Source organism: Edwardsiella tarda ATCC 15947 = NBRC 105688 (assembly GCF_003113495.2).
GTDB classification, from domain to species: Bacteria; Pseudomonadota; Gammaproteobacteria; order Enterobacterales; family Enterobacteriaceae; genus Edwardsiella; species Edwardsiella tarda.
Genome location: NZ_CP084506.1, coordinates 2,683,897 through 2,707,953 on the forward strand (window position 1 = coordinate 2,683,897; position 24,057 = coordinate 2,707,953).

Annotated in this window: 33 protein-coding genes, 1 tRNA gene and 2 pseudogenes; 14 read left to right on the plus strand and 22 right to left on the minus strand. The window is 51.5% G+C overall.

Features of this window, described 5'->3' with window-relative positions; genetic code table 11:
• Positions 1 to 59: 59 nt before the first annotated feature.
• The 8 genes from DCL27_RS12455 to DCL27_RS12490 all read right to left on the minus strand — a co-directional run bounded on the left by DCL27_RS12455 (position 60) and on the right by DCL27_RS12490 (position 5,157).
• Positions 60 to 404, minus strand: a complete 345-nt coding sequence (locus tag DCL27_RS12455; RefSeq protein WP_035599006.1) for an HNH endonuclease signature motif containing protein — start codon at positions 402 to 404, stop codon at positions 60 to 62.
• Positions 405 to 1,188: 784 nt separating this feature from the next.
• The gene (gene lysC / locus DCL27_RS12460) at positions 1,189 to 1,431 is read right to left on the minus strand and encodes an Rz1-like lysis system protein LysC (protein WP_080582841.1); all 243 of its coding nucleotides are present in this window, start codon (positions 1,429 to 1,431) and stop codon (positions 1,189 to 1,191) included.
• Positions 1,331 to 1,732 carry a hypothetical protein gene (locus tag DCL27_RS12465; RefSeq protein WP_109691493.1) on the minus strand — a complete coding sequence of 134 codons (402 nt, stop codon included), beginning with the start codon at positions 1,730 to 1,732 and terminating at the stop codon, positions 1,331 to 1,333. The genes lysC and DCL27_RS12465 overlap by 101 nt, the downstream gene beginning before the upstream one ends.
• Positions 1,733 to 1,835: 103 nt before the next feature.
• Complete coding sequence (locus tag DCL27_RS12470; protein WP_035601218.1) at positions 1,836 to 2,651, minus strand: antA/AntB antirepressor family protein; 816 nt, start codon at positions 2,649 to 2,651, stop codon at positions 1,836 to 1,838.
• Between the two features lie 386 nt (positions 2,652 to 3,037).
• Positions 3,038 to 3,319, minus strand: coding sequence for a hypothetical protein (locus tag DCL27_RS12475; RefSeq protein ID WP_071526346.1), 282 nt, complete (start codon positions 3,317 to 3,319; stop codon positions 3,038 to 3,040).
• A gap of 52 nt (positions 3,320 to 3,371) precedes the next feature.
• Positions 3,372 to 4,253 (minus strand): DNA-methyltransferase, encoded by an 882-nt coding sequence (locus DCL27_RS12480; RefSeq protein ID WP_050979598.1) that lies wholly within the window; start codon positions 4,251 to 4,253, stop codon positions 3,372 to 3,374.
• Between the two features lie 102 nt (positions 4,254 to 4,355).
• A complete protein-coding gene (locus DCL27_RS12485; RefSeq protein ID WP_035598712.1) occupies positions 4,356 to 4,889 on the minus strand; it encodes a lysozyme in 534 nt (177 codons plus the stop codon).
• A gap of 4 nt (positions 4,890 to 4,893) precedes the next feature.
• Positions 4,894 to 5,157, minus strand: coding sequence for a phage holin (locus DCL27_RS12490; protein ID WP_228594435.1), 264 nt, complete (start codon positions 5,155 to 5,157; stop codon positions 4,894 to 4,896).
• A 194-nt stretch (positions 5,158 to 5,351) separates the two neighbouring features.
• Here DCL27_RS12490 and DCL27_RS12495 point away from each other — a divergent pair, with 194 nt between their 5' ends.
• Positions 5,352 to 5,630 carry a hypothetical protein gene (locus tag DCL27_RS12495; RefSeq protein WP_005285615.1) on the plus strand — a complete coding sequence of 93 codons (279 nt, stop codon included), beginning with the start codon at positions 5,352 to 5,354 and terminating at the stop codon, positions 5,628 to 5,630.
• A gap of 829 nt (positions 5,631 to 6,459) precedes the next feature.
• On the opposite strand, the gene DCL27_RS12500 is transcribed toward DCL27_RS12495, so the two are convergent.
• The 12 genes from DCL27_RS12500 to DCL27_RS12555 all read right to left on the minus strand — a co-directional run bounded on the left by DCL27_RS12500 (position 6,460) and on the right by DCL27_RS12555 (position 13,168).
• Positions 6,460 to 6,996, minus strand: coding sequence for a DUF1133 family protein (locus DCL27_RS12500; RefSeq protein ID WP_005293532.1), 537 nt, complete (start codon positions 6,994 to 6,996; stop codon positions 6,460 to 6,462).
• A gap of 16 nt (positions 6,997 to 7,012) precedes the next feature.
• Positions 7,013 to 8,050 (minus strand): DUF968 domain-containing protein, encoded by a 1,038-nt coding sequence (locus tag DCL27_RS12505; protein ID WP_223931171.1) that lies wholly within the window; start codon positions 8,048 to 8,050, stop codon positions 7,013 to 7,015.
• 5 nt (positions 8,051 to 8,055) lie between these two features.
• On the minus strand, positions 8,056 to 8,265 hold the full coding sequence (locus DCL27_RS12510; protein WP_223931170.1) for a LexA family protein: 210 nt from the start codon (positions 8,263 to 8,265) through the stop codon (positions 8,056 to 8,058).
• 5 nt (positions 8,266 to 8,270) lie between these two features.
• The gene (locus DCL27_RS12515; RefSeq protein WP_035598378.1) at positions 8,271 to 8,957 is read right to left on the minus strand and encodes a Rha family transcriptional regulator; all 687 of its coding nucleotides are present in this window, start codon (positions 8,955 to 8,957) and stop codon (positions 8,271 to 8,273) included.
• A 165-nt stretch (positions 8,958 to 9,122) separates the two neighbouring features.
• The gene (locus tag DCL27_RS12520; protein WP_035598371.1) at positions 9,123 to 9,515 is read right to left on the minus strand and encodes a RusA family crossover junction endodeoxyribonuclease; all 393 of its coding nucleotides are present in this window, start codon (positions 9,513 to 9,515) and stop codon (positions 9,123 to 9,125) included.
• Complete coding sequence (locus DCL27_RS12525; RefSeq protein ID WP_035598368.1) at positions 9,512 to 10,081, minus strand: MT-A70 family methyltransferase; 570 nt, start codon at positions 10,079 to 10,081, stop codon at positions 9,512 to 9,514. Before DCL27_RS12525 ends, DCL27_RS12520 begins: the two co-directional genes overlap by 4 nt.
• Positions 10,078 to 10,320, minus strand: coding sequence for a hypothetical protein (locus DCL27_RS12530; RefSeq protein WP_005293521.1), 243 nt, complete (start codon positions 10,318 to 10,320; stop codon positions 10,078 to 10,080). The genes DCL27_RS12525 and DCL27_RS12530 overlap by 4 nt, the downstream gene beginning before the upstream one ends.
• Positions 10,317 to 11,054 (minus strand): replication protein P, encoded by a 738-nt coding sequence (locus DCL27_RS12535; protein WP_035598366.1) that lies wholly within the window; start codon positions 11,052 to 11,054, stop codon positions 10,317 to 10,319. Before DCL27_RS12535 ends, DCL27_RS12530 begins: the two co-directional genes overlap by 4 nt.
• On the minus strand, positions 11,051 to 11,992 hold the full coding sequence (locus DCL27_RS12540) for a conserved phage C-terminal domain-containing protein (protein ID WP_035598363.1): 942 nt from the start codon (positions 11,990 to 11,992) through the stop codon (positions 11,051 to 11,053). Before DCL27_RS12540 ends, DCL27_RS12535 begins: the two co-directional genes overlap by 4 nt.
• On the minus strand, positions 11,989 to 12,162 hold the full coding sequence (locus DCL27_RS12545) for a DUF4222 domain-containing protein (RefSeq protein WP_071526343.1): 174 nt from the start codon (positions 12,160 to 12,162) through the stop codon (positions 11,989 to 11,991). Before DCL27_RS12545 ends, DCL27_RS12540 begins: the two co-directional genes overlap by 4 nt.
• Before the next feature lie 197 nt (positions 12,163 to 12,359).
• Positions 12,360 to 12,893, minus strand: a complete 534-nt coding sequence (locus DCL27_RS12550; protein ID WP_035607738.1) for a YmfL family putative regulatory protein — start codon at positions 12,891 to 12,893, stop codon at positions 12,360 to 12,362.
• A 47-nt stretch (positions 12,894 to 12,940) separates the two neighbouring features.
• Positions 12,941 to 13,168 (minus strand): helix-turn-helix domain-containing protein, encoded by a 228-nt coding sequence (locus DCL27_RS12555; protein ID WP_071526387.1) that lies wholly within the window; start codon positions 13,166 to 13,168, stop codon positions 12,941 to 12,943.
• A gap of 81 nt (positions 13,169 to 13,249) precedes the next feature.
• Between DCL27_RS12555 and DCL27_RS12560 the strand changes: the two genes are divergently transcribed.
• The 12 genes and pseudogenes from DCL27_RS12560 to DCL27_RS12615 all read left to right on the plus strand — a co-directional run bounded on the left by DCL27_RS12560 (position 13,250) and on the right by DCL27_RS12615 (position 21,377).
• Positions 13,250 to 14,014, plus strand: coding sequence for a LexA family transcriptional regulator (locus DCL27_RS12560; RefSeq protein WP_035600293.1), 765 nt, complete (start codon positions 13,250 to 13,252; stop codon positions 14,012 to 14,014).
• Between the two features lie 778 nt (positions 14,015 to 14,792).
• Positions 14,793 to 15,689 (plus strand): recombination-associated protein RdgC, encoded by an 897-nt coding sequence (gene rdgC, locus DCL27_RS12565; protein ID WP_035600310.1) that lies wholly within the window; start codon positions 14,793 to 14,795, stop codon positions 15,687 to 15,689.
• Positions 15,686 to 16,711 (plus strand): hypothetical protein, encoded by a 1,026-nt coding sequence (locus DCL27_RS12570; protein ID WP_223931169.1) that lies wholly within the window; start codon positions 15,686 to 15,688, stop codon positions 16,709 to 16,711. The genes rdgC and DCL27_RS12570 overlap by 4 nt, the downstream gene beginning before the upstream one ends.
• A 163-nt stretch (positions 16,712 to 16,874) precedes the next feature.
• A pseudogene (locus DCL27_RS17790) lies at positions 16,875 to 17,066 on the plus strand (hypothetical protein); the annotation flags it as partial.
• 24 nt (positions 17,067 to 17,090) lie between these two features.
• Positions 17,091 to 17,606: a hypothetical protein gene (locus DCL27_RS12580; RefSeq protein WP_035600296.1), complete on the plus strand. Its 516-nt coding sequence runs from the start codon at positions 17,091 to 17,093 to the stop codon at positions 17,604 to 17,606.
• 1 nt (position 17,607) lies between these two features.
• On the plus strand, positions 17,608 to 17,898 hold the full coding sequence (locus DCL27_RS12585) for an antitoxin PHD (RefSeq protein ID WP_035600298.1): 291 nt from the start codon (positions 17,608 to 17,610) through the stop codon (positions 17,896 to 17,898).
• Between the two features lie 3 nt (positions 17,899 to 17,901).
• Positions 17,902 to 18,055 (plus strand): annotated as a pseudogene (locus DCL27_RS17795) (DUF551 domain-containing protein); the annotation flags it as partial.
• Positions 18,056 to 18,301: 246 nt separating this feature from the next.
• The gene (locus tag DCL27_RS12595; RefSeq protein ID WP_035600300.1) at positions 18,302 to 18,907 is read left to right on the plus strand and encodes a 3'-5' exonuclease; all 606 of its coding nucleotides are present in this window, start codon (positions 18,302 to 18,304) and stop codon (positions 18,905 to 18,907) included.
• Positions 18,907 to 19,191, plus strand: a complete 285-nt coding sequence (locus tag DCL27_RS12600; RefSeq protein ID WP_035600302.1) for a DUF4752 family protein — start codon at positions 18,907 to 18,909, stop codon at positions 19,189 to 19,191. The genes DCL27_RS12595 and DCL27_RS12600 overlap by 1 nt, the downstream gene beginning before the upstream one ends.
• Complete coding sequence (locus tag DCL27_RS12605; RefSeq protein ID WP_035600304.1) at positions 19,184 to 20,002, plus strand: hypothetical protein; 819 nt, start codon at positions 19,184 to 19,186, stop codon at positions 20,000 to 20,002. Before DCL27_RS12600 ends, DCL27_RS12605 begins: the two co-directional genes overlap by 8 nt.
• Before the next feature lie 2 nt (positions 20,003 to 20,004).
• A complete protein-coding gene (locus DCL27_RS12610; RefSeq protein WP_071526388.1) occupies positions 20,005 to 20,352 on the plus strand; it encodes a helix-turn-helix domain-containing protein in 348 nt (115 codons plus the stop codon).
• The gene (locus DCL27_RS12615) at positions 20,235 to 21,377 is read left to right on the plus strand and encodes a tyrosine-type recombinase/integrase (RefSeq protein ID WP_223931188.1); all 1,143 of its coding nucleotides are present in this window, start codon (positions 20,235 to 20,237) and stop codon (positions 21,375 to 21,377) included. The genes DCL27_RS12610 and DCL27_RS12615 overlap by 118 nt, the downstream gene beginning before the upstream one ends.
• A gap of 28 nt (positions 21,378 to 21,405) precedes the next feature.
• On the opposite strand, the gene DCL27_RS12620 is transcribed toward DCL27_RS12615, so the two are convergent.
• Positions 21,406 to 21,481 (minus strand) — tRNA-Thr (locus tag DCL27_RS12620).
• Between the two features lie 216 nt (positions 21,482 to 21,697).
• Between DCL27_RS12620 and DCL27_RS12625 the strand changes: the two genes are divergently transcribed.
• Positions 21,698 to 22,729 (plus strand): NADP-dependent oxidoreductase, encoded by a 1,032-nt coding sequence (locus DCL27_RS12625; RefSeq protein ID WP_035599065.1) that lies wholly within the window; start codon positions 21,698 to 21,700, stop codon positions 22,727 to 22,729.
• Between the two features lie 71 nt (positions 22,730 to 22,800).
• Here the strand turns inward: DCL27_RS12625 and proA are convergent, their stop codons facing one another.
• Positions 22,801 to 24,054: a glutamate-5-semialdehyde dehydrogenase gene (gene proA, locus DCL27_RS12630; protein WP_035599062.1), complete on the minus strand. Its 1,254-nt coding sequence runs from the start codon at positions 24,052 to 24,054 to the stop codon at positions 22,801 to 22,803.
• Positions 24,055 to 24,057 lie beyond the last annotated feature (3 nt).

Below are 24,057 nucleotides of genomic sequence, written 5' to 3' on the forward strand. Positions count from 1 at the left end.
TTCGCGGTTGTGCACGGAAAGGAGAAGCGGCGGTCATTTAGCGTGAGAGGGGTGAACTTTCACCCCGCCCCTCCCCAGTGCTTGTTGGCGCCAAATGGTATGCCATCTTCACTACAACCAACCGCTCGCCCCCGCTTCTCCATCCGCTGCTTTGTAGAGTCGTGATGCTGCTTACACAACCCCTGCCAATTCTTCTGATCCCAAAACAGCTTTTGGGATTTTGAGATTCGCTGACCATCTCCTGACATCAACGCCTCTTTAAGACGATGAGGTTCGATGTGATCGACCACCGTGGCCGCCTCCAATCGCCCTTGCTGGTGACACATCACACACAGCGGATTAGCCCGGAGGAACGCAATCCTTGCCCTATCCCATTTACTTCCGTAGATACGTGGCTCTTTCATGTATGTACCACCAGGATTGATTACTGTTGCGGGCGATTCTTCAGTTGGTTCATCTGCTCACGAATAGCGATGTTCATGCGCCCTGCATTGGTCTTCGGGCAGTACTTCGTACAGTGGGCAAGCGAGCCACAGTACCCACAGCGTCGTACAGTATTAAAATTAGATAACAAATGTTTCATATTTAGACCCATTCAACGAATATAAAGCACAATATGACTCTATATTTATTATTGAGAAATAATGCATAGACTATCATTAAGCTAATATGTTATAAAAATTCTATACAATTATTACTTGGAGTTATTACATTGGAAGATTACCAACTATGGTTTTTATTATCATTAATAGTCATGTGCGTATCAATGCTACCTATATTAATATGGAGGGCTCGCCATACAGAAAACCTAGGGCTATTCAAAGTAATAAGAAAAGCATCTGGTAAAAACACGCTGCATATAAACATTTCAAAATGCCCTACTGGAGATATGGCTTCAGCATGTATTTTCATCGAACTGAGAAAAACTCTTAGAGAACTAAGAAGTAAAGGATATAAGCACGTTCACTTCGAAACACACATGATCCACGAGGAAAAAATAAATAGTTTTTTACATTATATAAAATCAGAAGGATTTATTTGCGAGCACATATCATTTAGAAAAACTTTATCATCTCACTCTATCCCACTTAAAGTAGGTATGTTTCTTTGCCATGGTAAGAAAATAAAAACACATCCTATTTCAGCCAAGATCAGTATAAAGCTATTAGATGAATATTAGATGCTGAGCTATTTTGTCTCAACACGCCGGATCCCCGCTTTGTCCGCATTGCACTGCCCTAGGGCAGATAACAGGCGCGTATTGAGATCCAGGCTGCCCCCCCAGGTCAGCGGATCAGGTACTACCGGCACTGGCGTGTCGGCAGTTAACTCAGTGCTCAGCGGTACTGCTGGCGCCGGAACGTACACTGTCCGCGTACTGCCGCAGCCGCTGAGCACCGACAGTAGGCACAAGCCGACTAGTGCAAGCATCGCCCGCAATAGCCACCGCGATATCTCGCGCGGCTCTCTGTGACTCCAGTGCGATCTGGTGCTTTGCATTTCGATTAGCCTCCACCGCCTGATTCATGATGTTGAGCGTCAGCATCACGTTGTCTGTAATCGCCTGGGCTTCCCCGGCATCACGCTGCGACCATTTAGCCTGCCACGCTCGATCAGCCTCATCCTTTCCATCTGTATGGCCAGCGGCGTACCGCCAGGACGACAGCCCCCAATACGACAAAGCCACCAACGCGATTAGCGCCAGTGGCTTCCATAACCGTTCACCAACCATGTAATCCCACCCTTGATAGTGATGACCGATGCGATTTTCTTCGCATCATTCAAGGCCTGAACACTGCCACCGCTATTTTTGTAGTGGTGTTAAACAAAAGCCGTCACGAACCCAGGCGCCGCGCCATCCAGCGCTGAGATAGCCGGGTTAACTCAACCTTCCGCTGCGGGTAATCCATCCCCATATCCAGCAGGGTGATATTGGTACTCTCTAGATAAGACAGATGCTCTAACTGCTCGGCATTCATCGAATCGCGAGGATCCCCCACTACTCCATTCATGCCTGCCCATTGCTTCGCAGTAAGGCCACCCAGGACGATGCGGGAGATCATGTTACTTTCATTGCTGTAGTGGTGAGACTGTGTCACCTTGCCCTGTTCCGCCCTTACCGACTCCAACGCAGAACACATCGGCTTAAACAGGTTTGCCACTCCGATGCGAGCCTTTAACTTGCGACGATAACGCGCTGCGACTTCTGGTGCGGTGAGCTGTAACGCCTCTTCACACTGGATGAAGTAACGACGAATGGCGCGGCCTTGCTCATTACGCTCGACCATTGCGAGTTCTTTAGCCATCCCCAAAGAAAGGCAATAGTCTTTGCTACGGCGATCTCCGCCACGCTTAGTTACCCAACCGACCCCAAACCGATCATTTTCTGACCTTTGATTCCCCCAAACGGGGGAATCAAAAATCTCGTAATCAACGCCCTGTTCAAAACAGTAATCCTTAATTCGATTAGAAAGCCACGTAGAGTAATCACGCCCTACTCCCAATGCCTTATGCAAGGCCTTTGCACTCACTACACTGGTTTCACGCTCACCGATCCGGCCACTAACAACAGGAACAATGTCAGCGAACTCATTAACGACATGATGATTACTGGATGCGTCGGTATAAGAAGAATCTACAGATGTGTTCATATCGGCTTTACCTTTTAGTGATGAACCTTGTTCGCACAGGAAGACGGCCCCAAGAAGGCTCCGACAGCCAGCCGGTTCCTCAAGGCTCATCCTGAAAGGTTCTTGGTGATATGCGTTGCGACACGCAGATATGACAAAAGCCCCGGTATAAACCGAGGCTTTACGATGTTAAGTGTGTATTTGCAGGATTTTGTTTTATCCGCTCGGCGGAGCGATTCAGACTTTTTAGATGATAATGCTACAAAGCAACGATGCCAGCGAATATCAATCAGTCCCACCCATCATGACCACTGACCGCTACAGCCGCCGCCATCAGAAAACATAGCGCCTTATATTGGACGTAAAAAAACCGCCACAAGGGCGGTTAGCATTACTAAGATGCCACTTTAATCTTCCACTCCATCTGGGTTTACAGGTTTTGTAATTTCCCTCAGGCGAACAACAGGGCTACCGTGACCATCACTAACAGATGTTCGGATTGTTTTGTCGCTCCTAGGCGTGAAGGTTACTTCAACATCAAATCCCATCGCTGCATGCTCGTCACACAAATAAGCATTGGTATTGTGAGCCCAAATTGCTGACAAATTATCCAGCTCACGTCTCAGACGTACACCAATAATCTTATCAGCGTGTCGCCCACAACCGTCGATAATACATGTTCCTGACATCAGTATTTCCTTCTATGGTTAACCATGGAAGAAACTACCACAAAGAGGGCGGCTATTCAGCCTTTTTACTATAACTGATTACTCCACCTAGTTTTTCTCGCTTCAGGCCGAGTCTTTCTTTTGCAACAAGGCAGTACTCCTCCAGCAATTCAAAACCCACCGCCTTTCTAGCAAGACGCTCCGCTACCAGAAGAGTTGTCCCAGAACCTGCAAACGGATCCAAAACAACATCCCCTTCAACAGTGAATAAACGAATAAACCACTCGGGAAGAGACTCAGGGAATGCCGCACTATGGCTTTTATTACCACATTCAGTAGCCATATGGAGCACGTTTGTTGGATAAGCCATATCTCTGCCTTTCCAGTTAGATATGTTTTTACCGAAGCCGCTTCCAACACGAGATTCATTACGGGTTACATCTCTGGCGCTCAGTTTTTTTAGTCGTTCATTTTTCCAGTCTCCCATAGGCACCATTACAGCGTCCTGATACATCGAGAATTTTTTACTTTTGGTGAAATGAAGACAGCGCTCCCATGAATCTCTGAACCGGTTTGGCCATTTTCCAGGGAATGAATTCTTTTTGTGCCAGATGTACTCTTCTGTCCACAGCCAGCCAAGCTCTCGCATTTTAAGAATAAGTTCTAAAACATATGTATGTCTTTCACCATTCACGGCCTTTTCTTTGATATTAAGAACAAAGGATCCGGATGGCTTAAGAACCCGCAGCAGTTGCTCAGCTATAGGTGAAAACCAATCAACATACTGGTCAGGAGAAATGCCACCATAGGTTCCCTTTCTCTGGTCTGCATACGGCGGCGATGTGACAATCAGGTTGACTGATGAGTCTTCCATCATCGACAACATATCGAGGCAGTCTCCCTGATAGAGATTCACATCATCAGTGTGTATATTGGTCGTCGTTTTTCTAAGCATCCCTGAACACCTCAAAGCTAAAGTACCAAAAGAATAGCAGGCAATTCTCATGCGGTCCATCACTTTATTTACTGGGCAGTGAGTATTCAGATGGCAAATATCTCACTGATCAATTCCCCAACACGCCAACGCAGCCTCTTCATCCCGGCGCGTCACCTGTCCCAGACAGTTGTTTGCACGAATACGGCAATCACGACCGCGATCGTAAATCCACCGCCGAATCTCCCTACACGCTCCACGACGGTCGCCAGCATTAAGTTTGCGGTAGAATGTCGAAGAGAAACATTTGCCTGGGCCGATGTTGTAGGGGCAGAATGAGGCGATACCGACCTTCTGTGGCTCAGTCAGTGGAACATGCACATTGCGTGCAACCCACGCCAGCGCCTTATCGCGTTCTATGGCGTTGTACTTCTGGCACTGCTGCTCCGTTAATCTCATCCCCTTAGCAACTGGTCGGCCATCAATGCGAGTCACTCCTCGGCATATTGACCAGACGCCGCCGCCATCCTGATAGGCCGTCAGGCGATTTCCCTCTTTCTCATTCAAAAACTGATCCATTAACCTGGGAGCGGCAGCGCCACCCGCTATCAGTGCCAGCATGGCCGCACTTAACGCCACTTTGGGCTTGCAGGTCATCGGCTCAATCCTCCCACATGCGATCTACTTCTTCCGGCGTCACTAGCTCATCCGCGCGGCTACGTCGGTAGTCAATCCACTGCCTCAGCAACCGCTCTCGGCGACAACGGAAAATAAACCCCGTGATGTAACCCAACACCGAGAAAAAGATCCCAATGATGATGCCGATTACCATCCACTCAGATGGCGAGAAGAAATTGATAACAGATGACAAAAAAGACATGGTCCCACCCGCCAATAGGGTGTTATCTGCCGTACGTAGATACATGCGCATGATCTCCACCTCTACCTACGAGGCAGGGGCAATAAAAAAGCCGCAAACGCGGCTATTGGTTGTTCACTAAACGTAAAACCAGTATCGACAACTCATCGCTTCCTCTCTCAAAAGCTCATCTATACTCAACTACAGATAAGTCTTTGAGGCAGCAGATGTAAGCCATCACTTATGCTCTAGGAGGAGACATGGATTACGAAACAAAAACAGAGCTAGAACACATAAAAGTAACAATGGCGGTCAGAGAGCAAGCTGTGAGCCTAATACTTCATAGCCTCTTGCAAACGTTAGAGCGTATTGATCCGTCAGGGGGGCTTGCAAGAGGGCTAAAAAACGACATTAATAGCTCACTATCGAGGCTCCATCATAACAATGACTTAGTAGCTTTCATTAACAGGCTAATGGACTATCCCGAGGGGAAATCATTAAGTGACCTAAATCATCAATCAAGAAAATTTCTTGATTAAGCTGAATATTATGAAAAAACTATAGATCGCACACTCGGACAACACTGAGCAATAATTAATTGCTCGCCAGATGAAAAGAGCAGCGCCACGCGTGGCCACTCATGAAAAAGTAAGATGTGAGTAATGGCTGGCTATTGTGTGGCGCTGATAGGTAGCCCCCTGCACCATCTCAGGACGTCGATCTCATCGAGTATCAGTGTATGGCGGGCGGGAATGAAAAAGCCACGCACAAGATGAGGCATGACTAGATAATTGCAGCGACCATTCAAAATCAGAAACAAATAACTGGCTTTCCCCAAGCAACAGGATTCCCTATTTTCCTTACCTGCCCCGGCCGATGTAAAAACAGCCAATAAAAAGATTACACTAGAAATAATTAATATGCTATTAGTACATCAATGCTCATTATGTAACATAAGCTATGATACCTTTGATAAAAATAATGCGCTTATGCATTTAACAAAGAAATATCTTTAATAAAAACCATATCATTAAAAATGTGATATATATCGCATCCAATACACTTCTAAAATAAAAATGCTGAGGCACACACCAAATAAATAATCATATCCATAATGCGGTAAGTGCCACAGCAAAATAACGCAAAGGAAACCACCAGGGATTTTACAACACGTTTCACTACAATTAATAACTAGCACGGAAGTATCAACAAATCAAATATCTCGTACTAGATTGAGATATTGGCCTAGTTTATACAAAAAACCCGCTCATAGGCGGGTTAATCAAATTCGTTACGCTTTTACTGCCTGCTGAGCCAGCGCAGCTTCGCTAAGCGTATATCAAAATACTAACTTTCTCGGTAAAAATGTCAACTATCTTTTTTTAGTACATCGCGTAGCGGCTTAAACAGCGCGAACTCTGCAGCCGACAACCACGAGTTAACCCTGTTTTGATACGTTCTGAGACAGACACTAGGGTCTTTCTCATGGCGCTCAACAGCGATCTGATAGCAACTCTTCCGATGGCAATAATGCTCTTTGACTACGTTCAACTGCCCCGCACCTAGCACCCTGGCAATCACGCGATCAATCATCATACCCTCGTCATCGCTTAGGAATAACAGGCTGCTAGCAGCGCGATTGCCTTTGATACAGTCGAAAATAACCTGCAACTCTTCACTCGTTATTCCTGAGCGTGCCATCTCCTGCTTGGCTCTTTGCAATGCTGCTTTTGAGATCGTTGGATCACAGATCAGCTTTGACAGAATTCCGGCGGCTCCCTGGTTACGTCTTACTAGCGCCCAGCGTCCCCACATGCGTAAACGTCCCTGCAACCATAGCCGATCCAGAGTACGCAGCTTCAAATCACTACCGTCGGCCTTAGCCATACAATCAGGATAAAACATCAGCTATCTCCACACATTAAGCTGTAAAAATTGCGCCAATACCTAGCGCACGGTTTAGGAATTGCACTAGCAGCTTCACCTGGCTGCCGTGCTGCCGCTCCCAGGCGCTTACGTCCCGGTGCAGCTCGTCGTGACACCGCCGGCATAGCGGGATCACGAACAAATCATGCGTCTTAGTTCCTATGCCGCCCAACCCCAATCCCGAATTGATGATGTGATGTGGATCATCGGCAGGGTTTCCGCACCCGCAACACGGCTGTGTCTTCACCCAGCGTGTGTACTTCTCACTCTCCCAGCGCTGGAGTTTGGGGCGCAGCATAAAGCCTGCTGTCGGCGCTTCATCTGCCTCCAGCTTGATTACCGGCTTCATTCTCTCCTGGGGGATTGCAACCTCTGCGACTTCTACCGCAGCGGCCAGCACGCCCTGAGCCGTTGGCTGATCCGGTACGATTGTCGATTCGCTCATCACGCCAGTGATCTCCTCCGGCTCAATACCGGTGATCCGACGCGCAATACCACCGGGGATCAGGTCAGCGACACCGACTATCAGCGCCCACCAACACAGCTCCGGCTCAGTCAACTGATGCCCTTCTGGCAACTTTAACCCACGACGGGCAGCCTCTATCACCCACTCAGCGCGGTTTCTCTCGCATAGCTCTGTAAAAATCTTCCCATTAGTCCCGCGCATAGCGTTGTCGCAGGCCCAACACAGCTTAGCGCCGCCATGCTCATTCATCGCATTCGTCAGCTCTGTACTATGGTAACCATCGCGCACATCTTTCCACTGGCAGTAGTGGAATGACTCTAGATAATCTGAAAATTGCATGTACAGGCTGGCAGCGTGCCGCACGCGCTCATGAGCAAAAAAAGGGCGCCATATCTGATCGGCGGCTAACAACTGATCTGATACCAACTCACCGGCAGGGAAGCTATGAAACGCCACAGGTACATCAGATAACATTACCCGCTGCCCATCACTGAAGCGGCGTGTCAAACGTCCTGTTTTCAGTAGCACAACACCAGCATTTCTCTGAGGAAATACGGTAAATAACATACGCATCAGCTCCCCCCTACGATGCGAATTCCTCGCGCTGTACCGTGAATCAGCTCTATCACACCGTGGCGGCAAAGCGCCTTAATATGCTCTTCAGCAGCATTTGGCGAGCGATAGCCCATGCCATCGGCGATTTCAACGCGGGTTGGAGGGAATCCAGTTTTAACTATGAATTCTCGAATAAACACCAGAACGGCCTTCTGCTTCTCCGTCATCCCTCTCATGCCACCTCCCTCCGCTCAAACCTCCCCAGCTTCGGGTGATACCAATATTTGCTGCGCATTGCCCGTGTAGCCTCATGGATAACAACGTCAACAGCACGAAAAAAATCTGTCTCATCGGCAACGGTCGCATTCGTCACAATGCCACTAGGGGTCATGAACGGGACTTTTTTACTGTGGACGCCAAATGCTTTAATCAGATCGCGCGTCTTCTGCTCGGATAGCCCACTTTCAGCTGACAAGTTGCGGATAGTCTGCCAGCCTGGCGGAATAGCACCGGCGGCGATCTCTTTCACTTGCTGATCAACTAGAGCAACCTGTTGCTGTACCTCCTCAACCTGACGCTCGATACGTGCGGATTCCATAGCTACTTGCGCAATCATTTCTAGTTGGCTCGTCGGCCTCGCTGATAGCTCCAGCTCTTGCCATCGCCTGATGATTGCCATCCTGTATTGAGCGCTATACCCCGCGACGAGGCAGATTGATTGGGCCTTATCCAGTAGGAGCATCGGATATGTTCTCCCCTGCCCGTCTTGGTAATCTCCCCTAATTTGGGGAGATTGGAGCTCAGCCAGCAAATTACGGGCATCGCGTAAAACATGGTCATGACGTTTACCAGTCAACTCCGCAATTTCCCTGGTGGACATCATTATCACGCCATTATTAGTAGGCGAAATCGGATACATCGGCACCTCCACACTGTATGAGTAACCGCCCCTCGGCATGGTCTGGCGGCTCATTTATTTTACTGGATCTCCATACAGCTTTCAGAAAAAAATGGCATAAAATATGAATTTAATCCATTGATTAATATGGCATATTGATTGAATCGCATTGATCGGCGTTCGCTATTATGTCGGCATCCTTTTTGGCATTGCAGTAAACGGTTGAATCACGATCTCAACACATTCCCCTTTCACAACTTCACCGAACTCAGCCGTCAGCCGCTTAATCTGGCTGTCGTCATGCCAGATGCCGAGCTTTGTCATAGAGTCCAGTGGAGCCTTGAAGAAGTTATCCAGATCACGGCGGGCGCGGGTCGGCGGGAACAGAACGACATGAACAGATAGATCACCGTCCATCGGTGTCGGATAGCGGCGCAGCTGCTCCAGTACACGAGCGCGACATTCGGTGTGGAATGCCCGCCCTTTGGCACTAACCAGATGGCGACCAGAAAGCGGCCCCCGCGAGGGCGCGCGCCAATATGTGTTAACGCTAGGTGGGAATGGGAGGTACAGCCTCATGCAACCTCCATGTGATAGCCGGGGATTAGCTCACAACTTTTCTCGCACTCGTTACCCCAACTATCCCAACCATCGACCTGACCCCGAGCGAATAACTCAATGCGAGGGACATCACCAAGCAGCTGCACCAGCAACTCTCGGAACTCGGGCGGCTTCGCGCTATGTTTCCCACGCGGGAATGTCTGATGCTGGCAAATACTGGCATCGAGACGTAACGGTAATTTCCCTCTCACAGCGAATAGGCAATCTTCAGAGTTAGCCCTGGTCATATGTCCCATGCCGATCGCACTAGTTCCTGTTCGTCGGTTGGTTTTGTGCCAGGTAAACCCCTTCATCGTCATCAGACGGAACCCCCACGCCTCAACGACGCGAAGAGCCTCTAACGGCTGTGTTGGCACCCACCACATAGCTAACAGGCAGTTATCACCAGCCATATCCCATACCGGCAATCTGCAGATCTCTTGTGCGCTCATAGTCTCATACTTATGCGAGGCACCACGTTTACCACTGGAAGCCTTATCACGATATGACCAGGGCGGATCGGCGTAGATAATTTGATACTTCACAGAACGCCCCCTACGCAGTTGTCATAATCCATACGAGGATCACCACTGATACGCTGAGTGCCGCGTACACGGAGTGATAGCTCATTACGACGAGCCACAACATCGTTGATCTGGTATGCATCAGCATATACCGCCGCTTTTGCCAGCTCCGTTAATGCCCGTCGATTCAATCCACGCCCAGCCAGCTCCTCTGCTCGCTTGCAATGCAAGGCGGCCATTCTTGAATTTTCCCTGCTCATGCCACCCCCCTGCTTGTGTTCACGCGTATCTGGTGCCTGATACTAGCCAGCGCGGCCAGCCCAATTGACTTGTAATACTCCGGGTTACCGGCTAGCTCTGCGGCTGTTTTTGGCCGACGGTTATCGGCAATGCGGGCGACTGGATTGGGGATAGTCTTACCTTTCGCGATATCACGCGCCCAGACGGCGAGCTTAGATTTGATGGACTTCATCACCTCAACGTCGGTGTAGTTGTACTGCTGCATCAGGCGACGCACATCCAACACGATCCAGTACATAACCGGATGCGGCCAGGGGTATGTCTCCGGGGACTGATAGCGACCGCGCTCTGCGGCATACCGCTTGAACTCATCAAAAATATCCGACGCCGCTGGCAACCCAACCGCTGAAACCATCCCATCACGGCACCAGGCAATAAACTTGCCGCAGCTCGGCCAGAAGTCGGTCTCTTGCTGGCGCGCAATACGCATACCGGCACGGACCTGCTCGACTGTCGTGATCCCGTTCTCGGCAAATGCCAAGATCCACTGGCGTTTAGTCGCCGCTTCGGCGGATGGGTCAGCCATCACCGTATGCCTGGCTGCCGGGAAGATCTGAACCAGGTTGTCGAACAGCACATCAACCAGCTGCTGGGCGTCGGCGTTTACTACTCGGCGTTGGCTAACATCACCACTGGCCATAGTCGCCAGCGCGCCACCATCGCGATTTTTGATTACCGTGGCTAAATCTTTCATAGCGTACTCTCCCAACCTTCCGGGCTATTCCAGTGTGGTCCAGTAGACGCGCCGAACGGCGATGCACTCCCGCGATTCCAGGAGTTACCGCAACGCGACGGGCGGCCAGCATTGGACCAGTTAGTCGCCTTCACTACGCGCTCATCGAATTTTGATGCTCTGAAAATCGTGGTCGGGCAGAGGTACTCACGCATTTCAGGATCTGCCCCCCACATCTCGGACAGGTAGTCCATGACCAGTAGGCAGTCTTCAACGGTGAACCCTTCACGTAGGCGGGCGGCAACTTGCTTAGCAGCGCTGGTCCCTTTGCGAAAACCAAGTGGCTTTGGTTTGCCCAGCTTGTCGGCCAGGGTGGCGATGTTTTGGTTCAGGTGGTCAATCAGGATTGATACCTGTTCGGCCATCCCCTCCCCCTTGGGGGCTAGGGGGGTAGATCCTTTATCTTTTAGGTTCCTGATAGATTCCGGATCCCGTTTTTGGGGGTCTTTCCCTCCAAAATTGGGTGTCTTTCCCACGCCAACACTACCGTTTTCGGGTTCCTTTCCATCTTGAACACACCCGTTTTCGGTAACGTTACCGTTTTTGGGTGTCTTTGCTTTTTTAACAGTACCGTTTTTGGGTGCCTTTAAAGACTCCCGTTTTTGGGTGTGTTTAGAATCCTCATAGCTCTCAGACACTCCTACCAGGCGATAGACGATAACCTGCCGGGTGGCGCCACGGCGTTCTCCGGTATCCTCAATCAGCCCCAGCTCAACCAGGTGCTTCAGGCTTGACTGCACGGTCTTTACGTTCAACTCGGTGGCATCAGCCAAGGCAGCAATAGACGGGTACGCACAAAGATCAGCACCGCACATGTCAGCCAGCCAGGTTAGAACAGCCTTGGAGGATGAGCGCCCTGTCTTGATGGGCTTGGCCCATCTCATTGCGTCAATGCTCACGCTAACCTCCGAAAACGGGCGTTAAACACGATCAGGGCAGCGCTAACCGTCCAGTCATACCCCAAACGACGGTAAGCTACTTTCTGCCCGTCAGCGCATGTAGAGATAACCCGCACGACGTTACCCAGGCCATCCTGGTAGTGATGGCCAACTCGCGGAAACTTAGCCATGGTTAATCCTCCCGTTCCCGTAAAACTCACACCACGCCGCATCAACAGCTGCACGGCCGACTACCAATCCTCGGCGAGGTTGGTTGTTGCCGCGCTTATTTGACGCCGCTACGATTTGCTCATAGCTCAGGCGGCCACCGACGATCCGGCACCGAAATTGCGTTGATGGCCTGTTTTGGCTTAAAATGTTCATGCGTTTAATCTCCACACAGAGTGTTATGCGCAACCGGCGCACTGGGACGGCATTCCCGGTGCGCCACCCATACCGCTGAGTCATCAGCAATCGCAGCCCCATTCAGAGCCATGAACGCGAAGAAGCCATACGCGTGATTGCGCATCTTCTTCCAGAACAACGTCGTCAACTCCTGCTTCTCATCACTACAGATCACCCCATCAGCGACAGCCTCTACCTTTGCTTTGGCCAACTCGCCATCGGCAACCATTTCCCGCATGGAATGCTCGTAAAGCTCAACGTTGTCGATCTGCTCCAATACAGGGATATCAACCAGCAACTTTCCCAGGCGGGCAGCGTGGTACTCAGCAAGCAGTGACGTCCCGGATAAATCCTCCATCTGCTCCAGCTCAATAAGCGTGAAGAAGCGGCTAGCGCACTTCTGATCCAGGTGATTGCGGAACGCGTCATAGGTCATGCCAAGCTGTGCGGCCATCGCCTTCTGGCCTCCTGGATACGCCTTGCACATCTCTTTGATCGTTGCCTTGATGTCTACCATCTCTTCTTCCTCTTGGTTGTTTCGAGTTAATGTTTTTCTGACTACTCTTAACCTTGAAGATCAGGGTTTGCTGCGCTCAACAACCAGTCAGGAGTAAACGCGCCATTAGATGCTGATGACAATTTCTTGGCGTAACTGGTTTTCCCTGTGTATTCGGTGCGGGGTAGGGTTCCACGTACAGTCCACTTGTGAACAGCGACAACAGACAAACCACAGATTTTTGCAGCGGCGGTTTGCCCGCCAACTGCATCAACAGCAACTTTAATAGGATTCATACAATCACCTTAACCAAATTAACTTTGAGTTAAGATTATATATTAACTGACAGTTGTGTCAAACCTGACGATAATTAACACATGGTTAAAAAAGACGATATGAAAAAAGCGTTCAGCGACAGATTAAACGCTGCCTGTGTTGATGCAGGCGTGGCGGGGAGAGGTCTTGCTGGAAGAATAAAGGAATGCCTAAAAAAACAAGGCATTAATGTAACGGAAGCTGCTATTTGGAAATGGCTAAATGCTGCCGCTATACCTGAAAAAACAAACATCATGGCTATCAGTAAGTGGCTAAATGTCCGCCCGGAATGGCTTGAGTATGGCGGCGGGGATGCCAAGGCTGACAATAGTAATGCTACATTATCATCCATCCCACCACAGAAAGAATGGGGTGATGTTGAGGCATGGGACAGCACTACCCCGCTGATGGATGACGAAGTCGAGATACCGTTTTATAAAAGCATCGAACTGGCTGCGGGCCACGGATGCACCACAAATATGGACTATAACGGATACAAGTTGCGGTTTTCTAAGGCAACATTAAGAAAAGCTGGCGCGCAACCAGAATGCGTGTTCGCGTTCTCTGTTCATGGTAACAGTATGGATCCCGTAATTCCCAATGGAAGCACGGTTACCGTTGATACAGCGAATAAGCGCATAGTCGATGGTGGTATCTACGCAATAGAACAAGATGAGTTGTTCAGGGTAAAACTGCTATACAGACAGCCTGGTCATAAAATTATCCTTAGAAGTTACAATAGGATAGATTACCATGATGAGGAAGTCTCTATTGATAGAGTCAAAATAATAGGCCGCGTCATTCACTATTCAGTGATGCTCCTATAGCCCACAACGCTTCAACCAAACCGGCCTCGAGCCGGTTTTTTTATGTTTAAAAACAATTCATTATAAAAAACAAACCTAAAATTAACCACTGGTTATTGACTAATCACAACCACTAGTTAATAATCAGTCACATGGAAAGTTAACTGATAGACAACGTGTTGAGATAGCGCCGAACCGGCGGCACCGTAGGGAAACCGAGCGCGGATATCCGGACTGATTACCATTGCCTTGTATCAGTTGGCGGCCCCTGCAGCATCAACACCAGGGCGCTTCTCGGGTCGCCGCCCTTTTTACAGCAGCATGAGTAGTTGGCCTTCGTGGGGCGTTGGCTGAGTGCTCATCCTGCTGTACTACGGGAAACCAACGGCCAGCTGGCGGTGCCGTCATAACACCGGCAGTGATCGATGTGACTTCCAACACAGGCGATCACCGGGGGACACACGATACGTGGTGGATGCATGCCGCCAATATGAATAAAGAGCATGGCGATATACAGGGAGTACATGTTCCAGCCGACTGTATATCTCGCAAATTGGCAGGACCACAATTTGACTCTGCGGCAACCGAGGTTGGTCGCGCCGGATCAGTAACCGGCACACACAGAGAAGGGTTCTGGCTAACCTTAACTTAAGTATGAAGTGAGTTATTCAGTCTATCCGGCTAGAACTCTTCTCTGTGTGAACCCCTTATATGCCAATCGTGTTGATTACCCGTAATCAACGCCGGGGACACTCGTACCTAAAAAATGTGTGGAGATAAATGCGTGAAAACCTTTAACGTGAAAAACGTACTGATATACCGCCTCACCAGAGACATTGACTTAGATGCAAAGGCCATCGAGGCCGCTCTTACTCCTATGGCTTTCACCCCATGCGCTAGCCAGGATATGTCTCGCTCTGGCTGGACAGCGCCGATCGCTACGGCTGACAGCCTAATTCATGCCGCTAATGGCTACCTCCTGATGCGCTACCGCCGTGAACAAAAAATACTCCCGGCTGAGGTGCTCCAAAAACACTTACGCGAACGCATCGCAAAGCTGGAGCAAGAGCAATGCCGCAAGCTGAAGAAGACCGAGAAAGACGCGCTGCGCGATGAGGTTCTGCACTCCCTGTTGCCGCGAGCATTTAGCCGGACGCATCAAAGCTGGCTGTGGATCGATACCGCCAAAAAGCTGGTTATGGTCGATGCAGCCAGCGCTAAAAAGGCAGAAGATATTCTCTCTCTGCTGCGCAAGAGCCTCGGCTCCCTGCCCGTTGTACCGCTCACCATGAAAACCCCTATCGAGCTCACCCTAACCCAATGGGTGCGCACCGGTAAGGCTCCCGCAGGATTTACCCTGGGTGATGAGGCAGAGCTAAAAGCCACCCTGGAAGACGGCGGGATCATCCGCACTAAACAGCAGGACGTCGATACCGACGAGATCACCGTACACATCGAAGCCGGCAAGATGGTTACCAAGCTGGCTATGGGCTGGAATGACCGCATCCAGTTCGTTCTGGATGATAACGGCACCATTAAGCGCCTGAAGTTCAGTGATGCCCTGCTCTACCAAAACGACGATATCGATCCAGAAGATGCAGCGCAGCGGTTTGACGCCGATTTCGTTCTGCTCTCCGGCGAGCTGTCAGTACTGATCGCTAATCTGGTTACCGCATTAGGTGATGAGGCAAAATGAGCAAACAAGTGGAAAAAATCGTAATGATGGACAGCGATGAAGCAGCCCACATTCAAACTGTAACCGGGTGGGTTGATCGTCATGGGCGCTTTTGGGGTAACGATGAGTACCAGGCGCGCTGGTGCGGGTCGACTCACAGAAAATGTGAAAATAAACCAGACGTCCACCCTGTACACAGTACACGTGGATACTGCGAAGAATGTCACCGCGAAGCTCGCCAAGCTAAGTTTTTAGCAATGGAGCGGGTGGCATGGTCTGGTGAACCACTGAATATCTTCGATAGTGATAAATACTTCTTCGATGCAGAGTCGCTGGCTGATTATTGCGTGGAAAACTCGCTACTACCCAGCGAGCTACAGCTAGTTATCTGTGAACCAAATTATCCGCCAGAGTTCGACATTGAACAGCATTGCGAAGAGATCATCCCTGAAGGCGGGGATTATTTCTCTCTCCCACAAACAGTTAGAGATGCTGCTGATGCTCTGAATAAGGCCATCAAAGAAAGCGAGCCAGTATCTTGGTCCGGCAGCGAGCGTTCCGCGATTGTATCTGATGATATTCTCACCGATGAGCAGGGCGGAGCGTGCAGCATGAGCCAGGTAGACAAACAGGCGCTACGTGAAGCGGCGTTAAACGCAAAAACAGCCGGCGAGGCTCAGGTTATGCCGTTCGATCAGCGGATCGATGCACTGAATGCGTTCACGAAGCTCCTTACCCCAGTTACGGCTATCGCGCTGCTGGATGAAAACGAGGCGCTGGTGCGCGCCAACTCGGCCCAGGACGATCACATCAACCAACAGCAAGACCGTATCGACCGACTTGAGAGAGGCGGCCATGAGGCCGCCAAGCAAATCAGTTCATGGCGCCTGATTGCCAAACAGAATATGGAGGAGCTAGCCAAGCTAAAGGAATTACTCCAGGCAGAGGAATTATTACCGGAAATAGAATGTGACATCTGTGGGTTTAAAAGCACAGATCCGGACGGGGCGCATCATTGCTGCGAGGATAACAGCAATGATTGATAAATATCGTTTGGATAATTTGCGCCTTGAGTCAGGTGAAAAAGGTGAACTAGCTAGATGGGTTATCCAGCTACAGATAGACCTGGATAACGAACGTCGAAATGTTGTTGCGTTGGAAGCCGCAGAGAAGCGCATTGCAGAACTGGAGGCGCGGGAAGTCACTGCTAGTTTTCCTGGTGGATTTAGTGTGGAAGAAGCACGCAGCCTGCAAGCTGATCTAGTCCGTAGTCATATCAGTAAGGCGCTAAGTGGCGAAAAAATGAATCAGGAAGTAAAGGCAGGCGATTTACGTTGGATTCATGGCGTCATCGTCAGTGCTGCCTGGTTTGTCAAAGCATCGATAGAGTCCGCTGCTGGCGCAAGTAAGGGGGAGTGAGGCATGAGTTGTTCAACAGTGGTTTCAGTATGGCCAGGCGAGAAGTCCGAGAAAATGGAAGAGCTACAGAACGCTTATGGAAGTGCCCCGGTCATCTGGAATGATATGGCTGCGCGCTATCTCGGTATGGCCAGAAACTCTTACACCTGGGAGATCGATAAACTCTGGCCTTTGCCTAAACGTATGGATATCCCCGAACATAATCGCGCTGTTCTGGCGATGACGTACGACAACATGATCGTCGTTCGAGAAGACTATTCCCGCGCGGCGCAATGCATTCGCCAGTATCTAATTGATTTCCCCGTGGACGAAAGATACGTCAATCACTGGCCTCGAATTGCTGAAATTTTCGAGAGCAATCCTGAATCACCAGCAATTGGTTTGTGGCTCACATCTGTTTGCGAAAACCCATTTGCTGGGGAATGGAATGAAGATGCTGATGAGTACGATCAGCCAGATTGGTCGAAATACTGGAATGTATTTGAATGGCTGGACGCTGGCACCAGTAAGGGGGAGTGATATGCCCACAAAGGCCGAACTTCAAGCGCGCGTTGCGGATCTGGAAAAAGATAACGCTGAGCTAAAGAGAATGCTGGCACGCGCAGAGCGCGAACTTAATAACCGCCTGTTGGATGACGAGCTACCACCAGAGGAAATTCCCTGCCGAGTTCAGAACCTAATGAAGTGCTATGGGATGCCTTGGGAGGTTTTCTGGTGCAGTAAGCATCGGCAGTGGATTAATGACTTTGACAGTAGCTTTCCCTATCACATGGAAGGCAATAAATGCCCCGGCTGTCGAGACGAGGAGTAACCCATGGCCACTATTACCAAAGAACGCCTACTCAAGATCAAGCGGTGGCGCGAGAAATTTGGCGCTGGAAGTAACGTCATGTTGCCAGCAGAAGAAGCGGAAGAGCTTGCCCGTATCGCGCTGGCGGCGCTGGAGGCTGAGCCGGTGGCATATTTGAACCGTTTTACCGGTCGTTCGTTTGAGTTAGAGCAGCAGCCAGGAGCAGATAAAGATCCGACCGTATACATTCCGCTCTACACCGCCCCTATCGCGCCGGTATTACCGGATGGTTACGTACTGGTTCCGATTGAGCCGACAATGGCGATGCTGGATGAGTTCGATTCAATTATCGACCACGGTGCAGAAGACTCAAAGGATGCGTGGAGCAGGCTGATTGCATCAGCACCGAAGCAGGAGGCCAACAATGACTAAAGACGTCGTTATCGATACCGAAACCATGGACACCGAACCCAGCGCCCTACTGCTGTCTATCGGCGCCTTTGCTCTCGATGTCAGTGATCTGGATGCTACCCAGGCCGACATACTGAAAGTCGCTCGCGATGTCGATCTGCAAGACTTCTCCGTACTGGCCTTTTATACCCGGCTCGACGCCACAGATCAGCTGATGCTAGGCCGAACCGTCAGCATAAAGATCCAGGCGTGGTGGAAAGACCAGGCCGAGGATGCACACGAAGCCCTAACCGGCGATCGCGTAGCCCTCAGCGAAGCCCTGATCGGCCTCTCTCGCTGGCTGGATTATCACCCCGGCGCCAGAGTGTTCTTCCGTGGCCCAGACTTCGATGGCGCCATTCTAGAGAACGCCTACCGTATGTGCGGCCTAGAGTGCCCGTGGCGATATAACGGCAAGCGCGACGTAAGGACATACATCGATACCAAGCTCCCTACGCGCGGCCGCAATGGCTATTTAGAGGGGCATCAGCCGTGCTTCCATATGATTAAGCACCATGCGCTTCATGACGCAATGAACGACGCAGAGCAGATGGCTATCGCATATCGGGAGGAATGCTAATGGAACCCTTTGCTAAATACTCTGCCACCGATTTGATGATCATGCTTCAGGTTGTAATCATCTGGCTCTGGATGGCCATCAAATCGTGGCAATGGATTTCCGACATAGCCTTGCGTAAGGGCTGGCGGTGGTTGAATCGCAAGGACGAGAAGTCACTGGCTTTGGATTCATTTTGCAAGGCTTTCAACCTTGAGGCTATTCAGCCGGGGAACTCCATCGCAGTCAAAACCAAAGGTGACATGCTGATTCTCGTCAGCAGGACGAAGGAGACCAGCAATGGCTAACTCATTCAAGCAAATGATTAAAAATGGAACAATCAAGCGCCGTGACAGCGGGATGTTCATCAATATGGATGACATCCACATTAAAGAGGGTTTTAACAGGCGCATTGAGAATGAGCGCAAGCGCAGGGCAGACGAGAAGCTATTTCAGTTCCTGATGGCAGGAGGAACGGTGCCGCCTCTCGAAGTATACCCGCGTGATGAGGGCGGCGTATGGGTCGTCGAAGGTCACCGCCGTATGAGCGCTTACCTACGCATCCGTGACGCGGGAAAACCAATCAGCGTGATCGCCATCACCCCATTCATTGGGAACGACGTAAAACGGTCAGCACGCATCATTAATAGCAACAATGGCTCTGGCCAGCTCAAGCTGAATCAGTACGAGGAAAGCCTCGTAGTGAAAGATCTGGCCGCCTTAAATCTGAAGCCTGATGAGATCGCCGTCGAGATCAACAGAAGCCGAACTCACGTCGATAAGCTGCTGATCCTATGCTCAGCAAATCGCGATGTGCAGACTCTGGTCGAGTCTGGAGAAGTGGCTATGGACGTAGCCATTGATCGCATCAAAGAACACGGGGAGCGCGCCGGGGATGTGCTGCAAGAGGATGTGCAGCGGGCAAATGCTCAAGGTAGGAAAAAAGTCACGCGCAGCGTCACCGGTAGCCAATTTAGTGCGACAAAATCGCGCCGGCTGGTTGAGCTGTTAAGCGATGTCGAGATGGAAGAAGACGGACGCACACTGGTCCTGCGTGATGGGATCGGCGAGGAAGTGATGAAGATTATCAACGAATACATGAAGAAAGCGGAGGTATAGCCGTGGAGCAGTACTCGTTAACACTTAATGAAGCGTGCGAGTTCCTTGGCATATCTAGGCCCACTGCAACAGCGTGGATCAAATCCGGGAGGCTCATGGCCACCCGGAAAAACCCTGGAAAACGTCAATCACAGTATTTAACGACTCGACAGGCCTGTATTGCCGCCCTCAATTCACCGCTGCATACTGTAGCGGTGAGCGCGGCAGATGACATAGAGGAGAACAAATGTCCATCTTCCGCAGGGGTGAAACCTGGTACGCCAGTTTCACATTGCCAAACGGCAAAAGATTTAAGCAGTCTCTTGGGACAAAGGACAAAAGGCAGGCCACGGAACTCCATGACAAGCTGAAAGCTGAAACATGGCGTGTCAGTAAGCTGGGCGAATGCCCGGGGATGACGTTTGAAGAAGCCTGTGTGCGCTGGCTTGAAGAGAAGGCAAATAAAAAATCACTGGACGATGATAAAAGCCGCATCAGCTTCTGGCTGAAGCATTTTTCAGGGATGCAACTTAAAGACATTTCGGAGCGGCATATCTATGCCGCGATCCAAAAAATGACCAATAGGAGGCATGAGGAAAACTGGAGGTTGATGGCTGAGGCCGCGACGAAGCGAGGGAAGAAGCCACCGGCATACGTACCGAAGCTGGCTTCTACGGCAACAAAGGCGACACATTTGGCGTTTATCAAAGCCCTGCTGAGGACGGCGGAGCGTGACTGGAAAATGCTAGATAAGGCCCCGATCGTCAAAGTGCCACAGCCGAAGAACAAGCGCATTCGATGGCTTGAACCACACGAAGCAAAACGGCTGATAGATGAATGCCCGGAACCACTAAAATCAGTCGTTGAGTTTGCTCTAGCTACCGGGTTAAGGCGATCAAACATCATCAATCTTGAATGGAAACAGATTGATATGCAACGCCGTGTGGCATGGATAAATCCAGAGGATGCTAAGGCAGGCCGAGCAATTGGGGTGGCACTCAACGACACAGCCTGCCGGGTTTTAAAAAAACAAATTGGAAACCACCAACAGTGGGTATTTGTCTACAGACAGAGTAGCACACGACCTGATGGCACTAAATCACCAGTAGTCAGGAAGATGCGCTACGATGCCAATACCTCATGGCGGGCCGCACTAAAGCGAGCTGGCATTGAAGACTTCCGGTTTCATGATCTGAGGCACACGTGGGCAAGCTGGCTCGTACAGTCTGGTGTTCCACTGTCAGCACTACAGGAAATGGGCGGTTGGGAATCAATCGAAATGGTGAGACGGTATGCACACCTCGCACCAAATCATCTTACCGAGCACGCGCGGCAAATAGACTCGATTTTTGACGATGCTGTCCCAAATCTGTCTCACAGAAAAGTAGGTAGCTAAATGATGATGTGTAACTTGTTGATTTAGATGGTGCCGATAATAGGAGTCGAACCTACGACCTTCGCATTACGAATGCGCTGCTCTACCAACTGAGCTATATCGGCACTGAGGGAGTTGGGCGTGTTGCCCGAAGTGCGGGAGATACCATAGTGAAAAACCTAAGGAGCGTCAAGAGCTAGTAAAACGAATGGTCATTTCCTCGACAATACACCGTTCATGCTATGGGGCGAGATAGCGTCAACACCGTCACATTGCCCCACGCGATTTTGCTCTAGGCTGTCCCTGTTAGTCTCTACAACACGGCGACAAAGGAGCAAATGATGACACAGACAGGAACGACGAATCGGCGTCTCGTGTTACGCCAACGGCCCTGTGGCATGCCGACGGAGCAGGACATCCAGTTACAACAGACGGCCATCCCGCAACCCGCCCAGGGGCAGCTGTTGCTACGTACCCTCTACCTTTCTATCGACCCGTATATCCGAGGACGGATGAATGATGGCCCCTCCTATACTCCCGCCATGCAGCTGGGTGACGTGATGGTCGGTAGCACCCTCTCTCGGGTCGAGTGCTCACACCATCCCGACTATGAGGCTGGGGAGTGGGTGCTGGCGCAAAGTGGCTGGCAAGATTATGCCCTCTCCAATGGCGATGGCTTGCAGAAAGTCCCCGCAGGGATGGCACACCCCACCTGGCTACTCGGCGTGCTGGGGATGCCGGGATTCACCGGCTATATGGGGCTGACCGCCATCGGTGATCCACAGCCTGGTGAGACGGTGGTGGTCTCCGCCGCCAGCGGTGCGGTCGGCTCGGTCGTCGGCCAAGTGGCGCGTCTACGCGGTGCCCGAGCCATCGGGATCGCGGGGGGCGCGGAGAAGTGTCGCTACGTGTGCGATACCCTCGGCCTGGAGGCCTGCATCGATCACCGTATGCCCGACTTCCCCGCCCAACTACGGGCGGCCTGCCCGAACGGGATCGACGTCTATTATGAGAACGTCGGCGGGGCGGTCTTCGATGCGGTGCTACCGTTACTCAACACCCGGGCACGCGTGCCGCTCTGTGGCCTGATCAGCCAATACAATAGCGTGGCGAACGATAGCCTCGACGATCGCCTCCCGCTGCTGATGAGCACCATCTTGAGAAAACGGCTGTTGATCCGGGGTTTTATCATTGGCCAAGATTTCGGCCAGCATTATGCGGCCTTCTATCAACAGATGAGCCAGTGGTTGGCTCAAGGCCAGATCCACTATCGGGAGGATGTCGTCGAGGGGTTAGAGCAGGCCGTTACCGCGTTACAGGCGCTGCTCTCGGGCAAAAACTTCGGCAAGCTGTTAGTCAAGGTGGCCGATTGAGTCGAGCCCACCCGCTGACAGACTGAGGTTAATGCAACGGCTCCCCCATATAGGGAGCCGTTGCAACGCGATCAGGCACGCACCAGATCGTCACCGTAGCCGATCCACTTATAGGTGGTCAGCGCCTCTAGCCCCATTGGGCCACGCGCATGCAGCTTCTGCGTACTGACCGCCACCTCCGCCCCCAGGCCAAACTGGCCGCCATCGGTGAAACGGGTACTGGCGTTGACGTATACCGCCGCCGAATCCACGCTATTAACGAAACGCTCGGCGGCACGCATGTCACGCGTCAGGATGGCATCGGAGTGCTGTGTACCATGGATACGAATATGATCGATGGCTCCCTCCAGATCATCTACGACGACCACGCTGAGATCCAGCGACAGCCACTCGTCATCCAACGCCGCCGGATCTAACGGAACCACCGCCGCCGGGCCATCCTGGAGTAACGGTAGCGCGCGTGGGCAGGCATGCAGCGTGACGCCGGATAGCTGCATCTGGGCGCTGAGGCGCGGCATCAGCGTCGGTGCGATGGCGGCGTCGACCAGCAGCGTCTCCACGGTGTTACAGGTACTCGGGCGTTGCGTCTTGGCATTGGTGATGATCGTCAGCGCCGCCTCGATCGCCATACTCCGTTCGACATAGATATGGCAGACACCGATACCGCCGGTGATCACCGGGATGGTCGCCTGCTCACGGCACAGACGATGCAGGCCAGCCCCGCCACGCGGGATCAGCATGTCCACATAACGGTCCATACGCAGCAGCTCGTTGACCAGCGCCCGATCGGGACTCTCGATCACCTGCACCGCATCCTGGGGCAGATCCGCCAGGGCCAGCGCACGCCGGATCGCCGCCACCGTCGCCCGATTGGTGCGCCAGGTCTCTTTACCGCCGCGCAGGATCACCGCATTACCGGTCTTCAGGCACAGCGAGGCCACGTCGACAGTCACATTGGGCCGCGCCTCGTAGATCACCCCGACCACACCGAGCGGTACGCGGCGGCGCTGCAATTGCAAACCGCTGTCGAGCCGACGTCCATCGATGATCTCGCCGACCGGATCGTGCAAGCGGCACACCTGGCGGACATCATCGGCGATCGCCGCCAGACGCGCCTCGGTTAACAGCAGGCGATCCAGCATCGCGTCACTCAGCCCATCGGCGCGCGCCTGTGCCACATCCTCTTGGTTCGCCTCTAGGATCGCCGCGCTATCCTGTTGCAGACAGTCGGCGATCAGCGCCAAGGCTCGATTCTTCTCGGCGCTGCCCAACAGCGCCAACTGATAGGAGGCCCGTTTGGCGGCCTTCCCCATTTCTTCCAACATGAT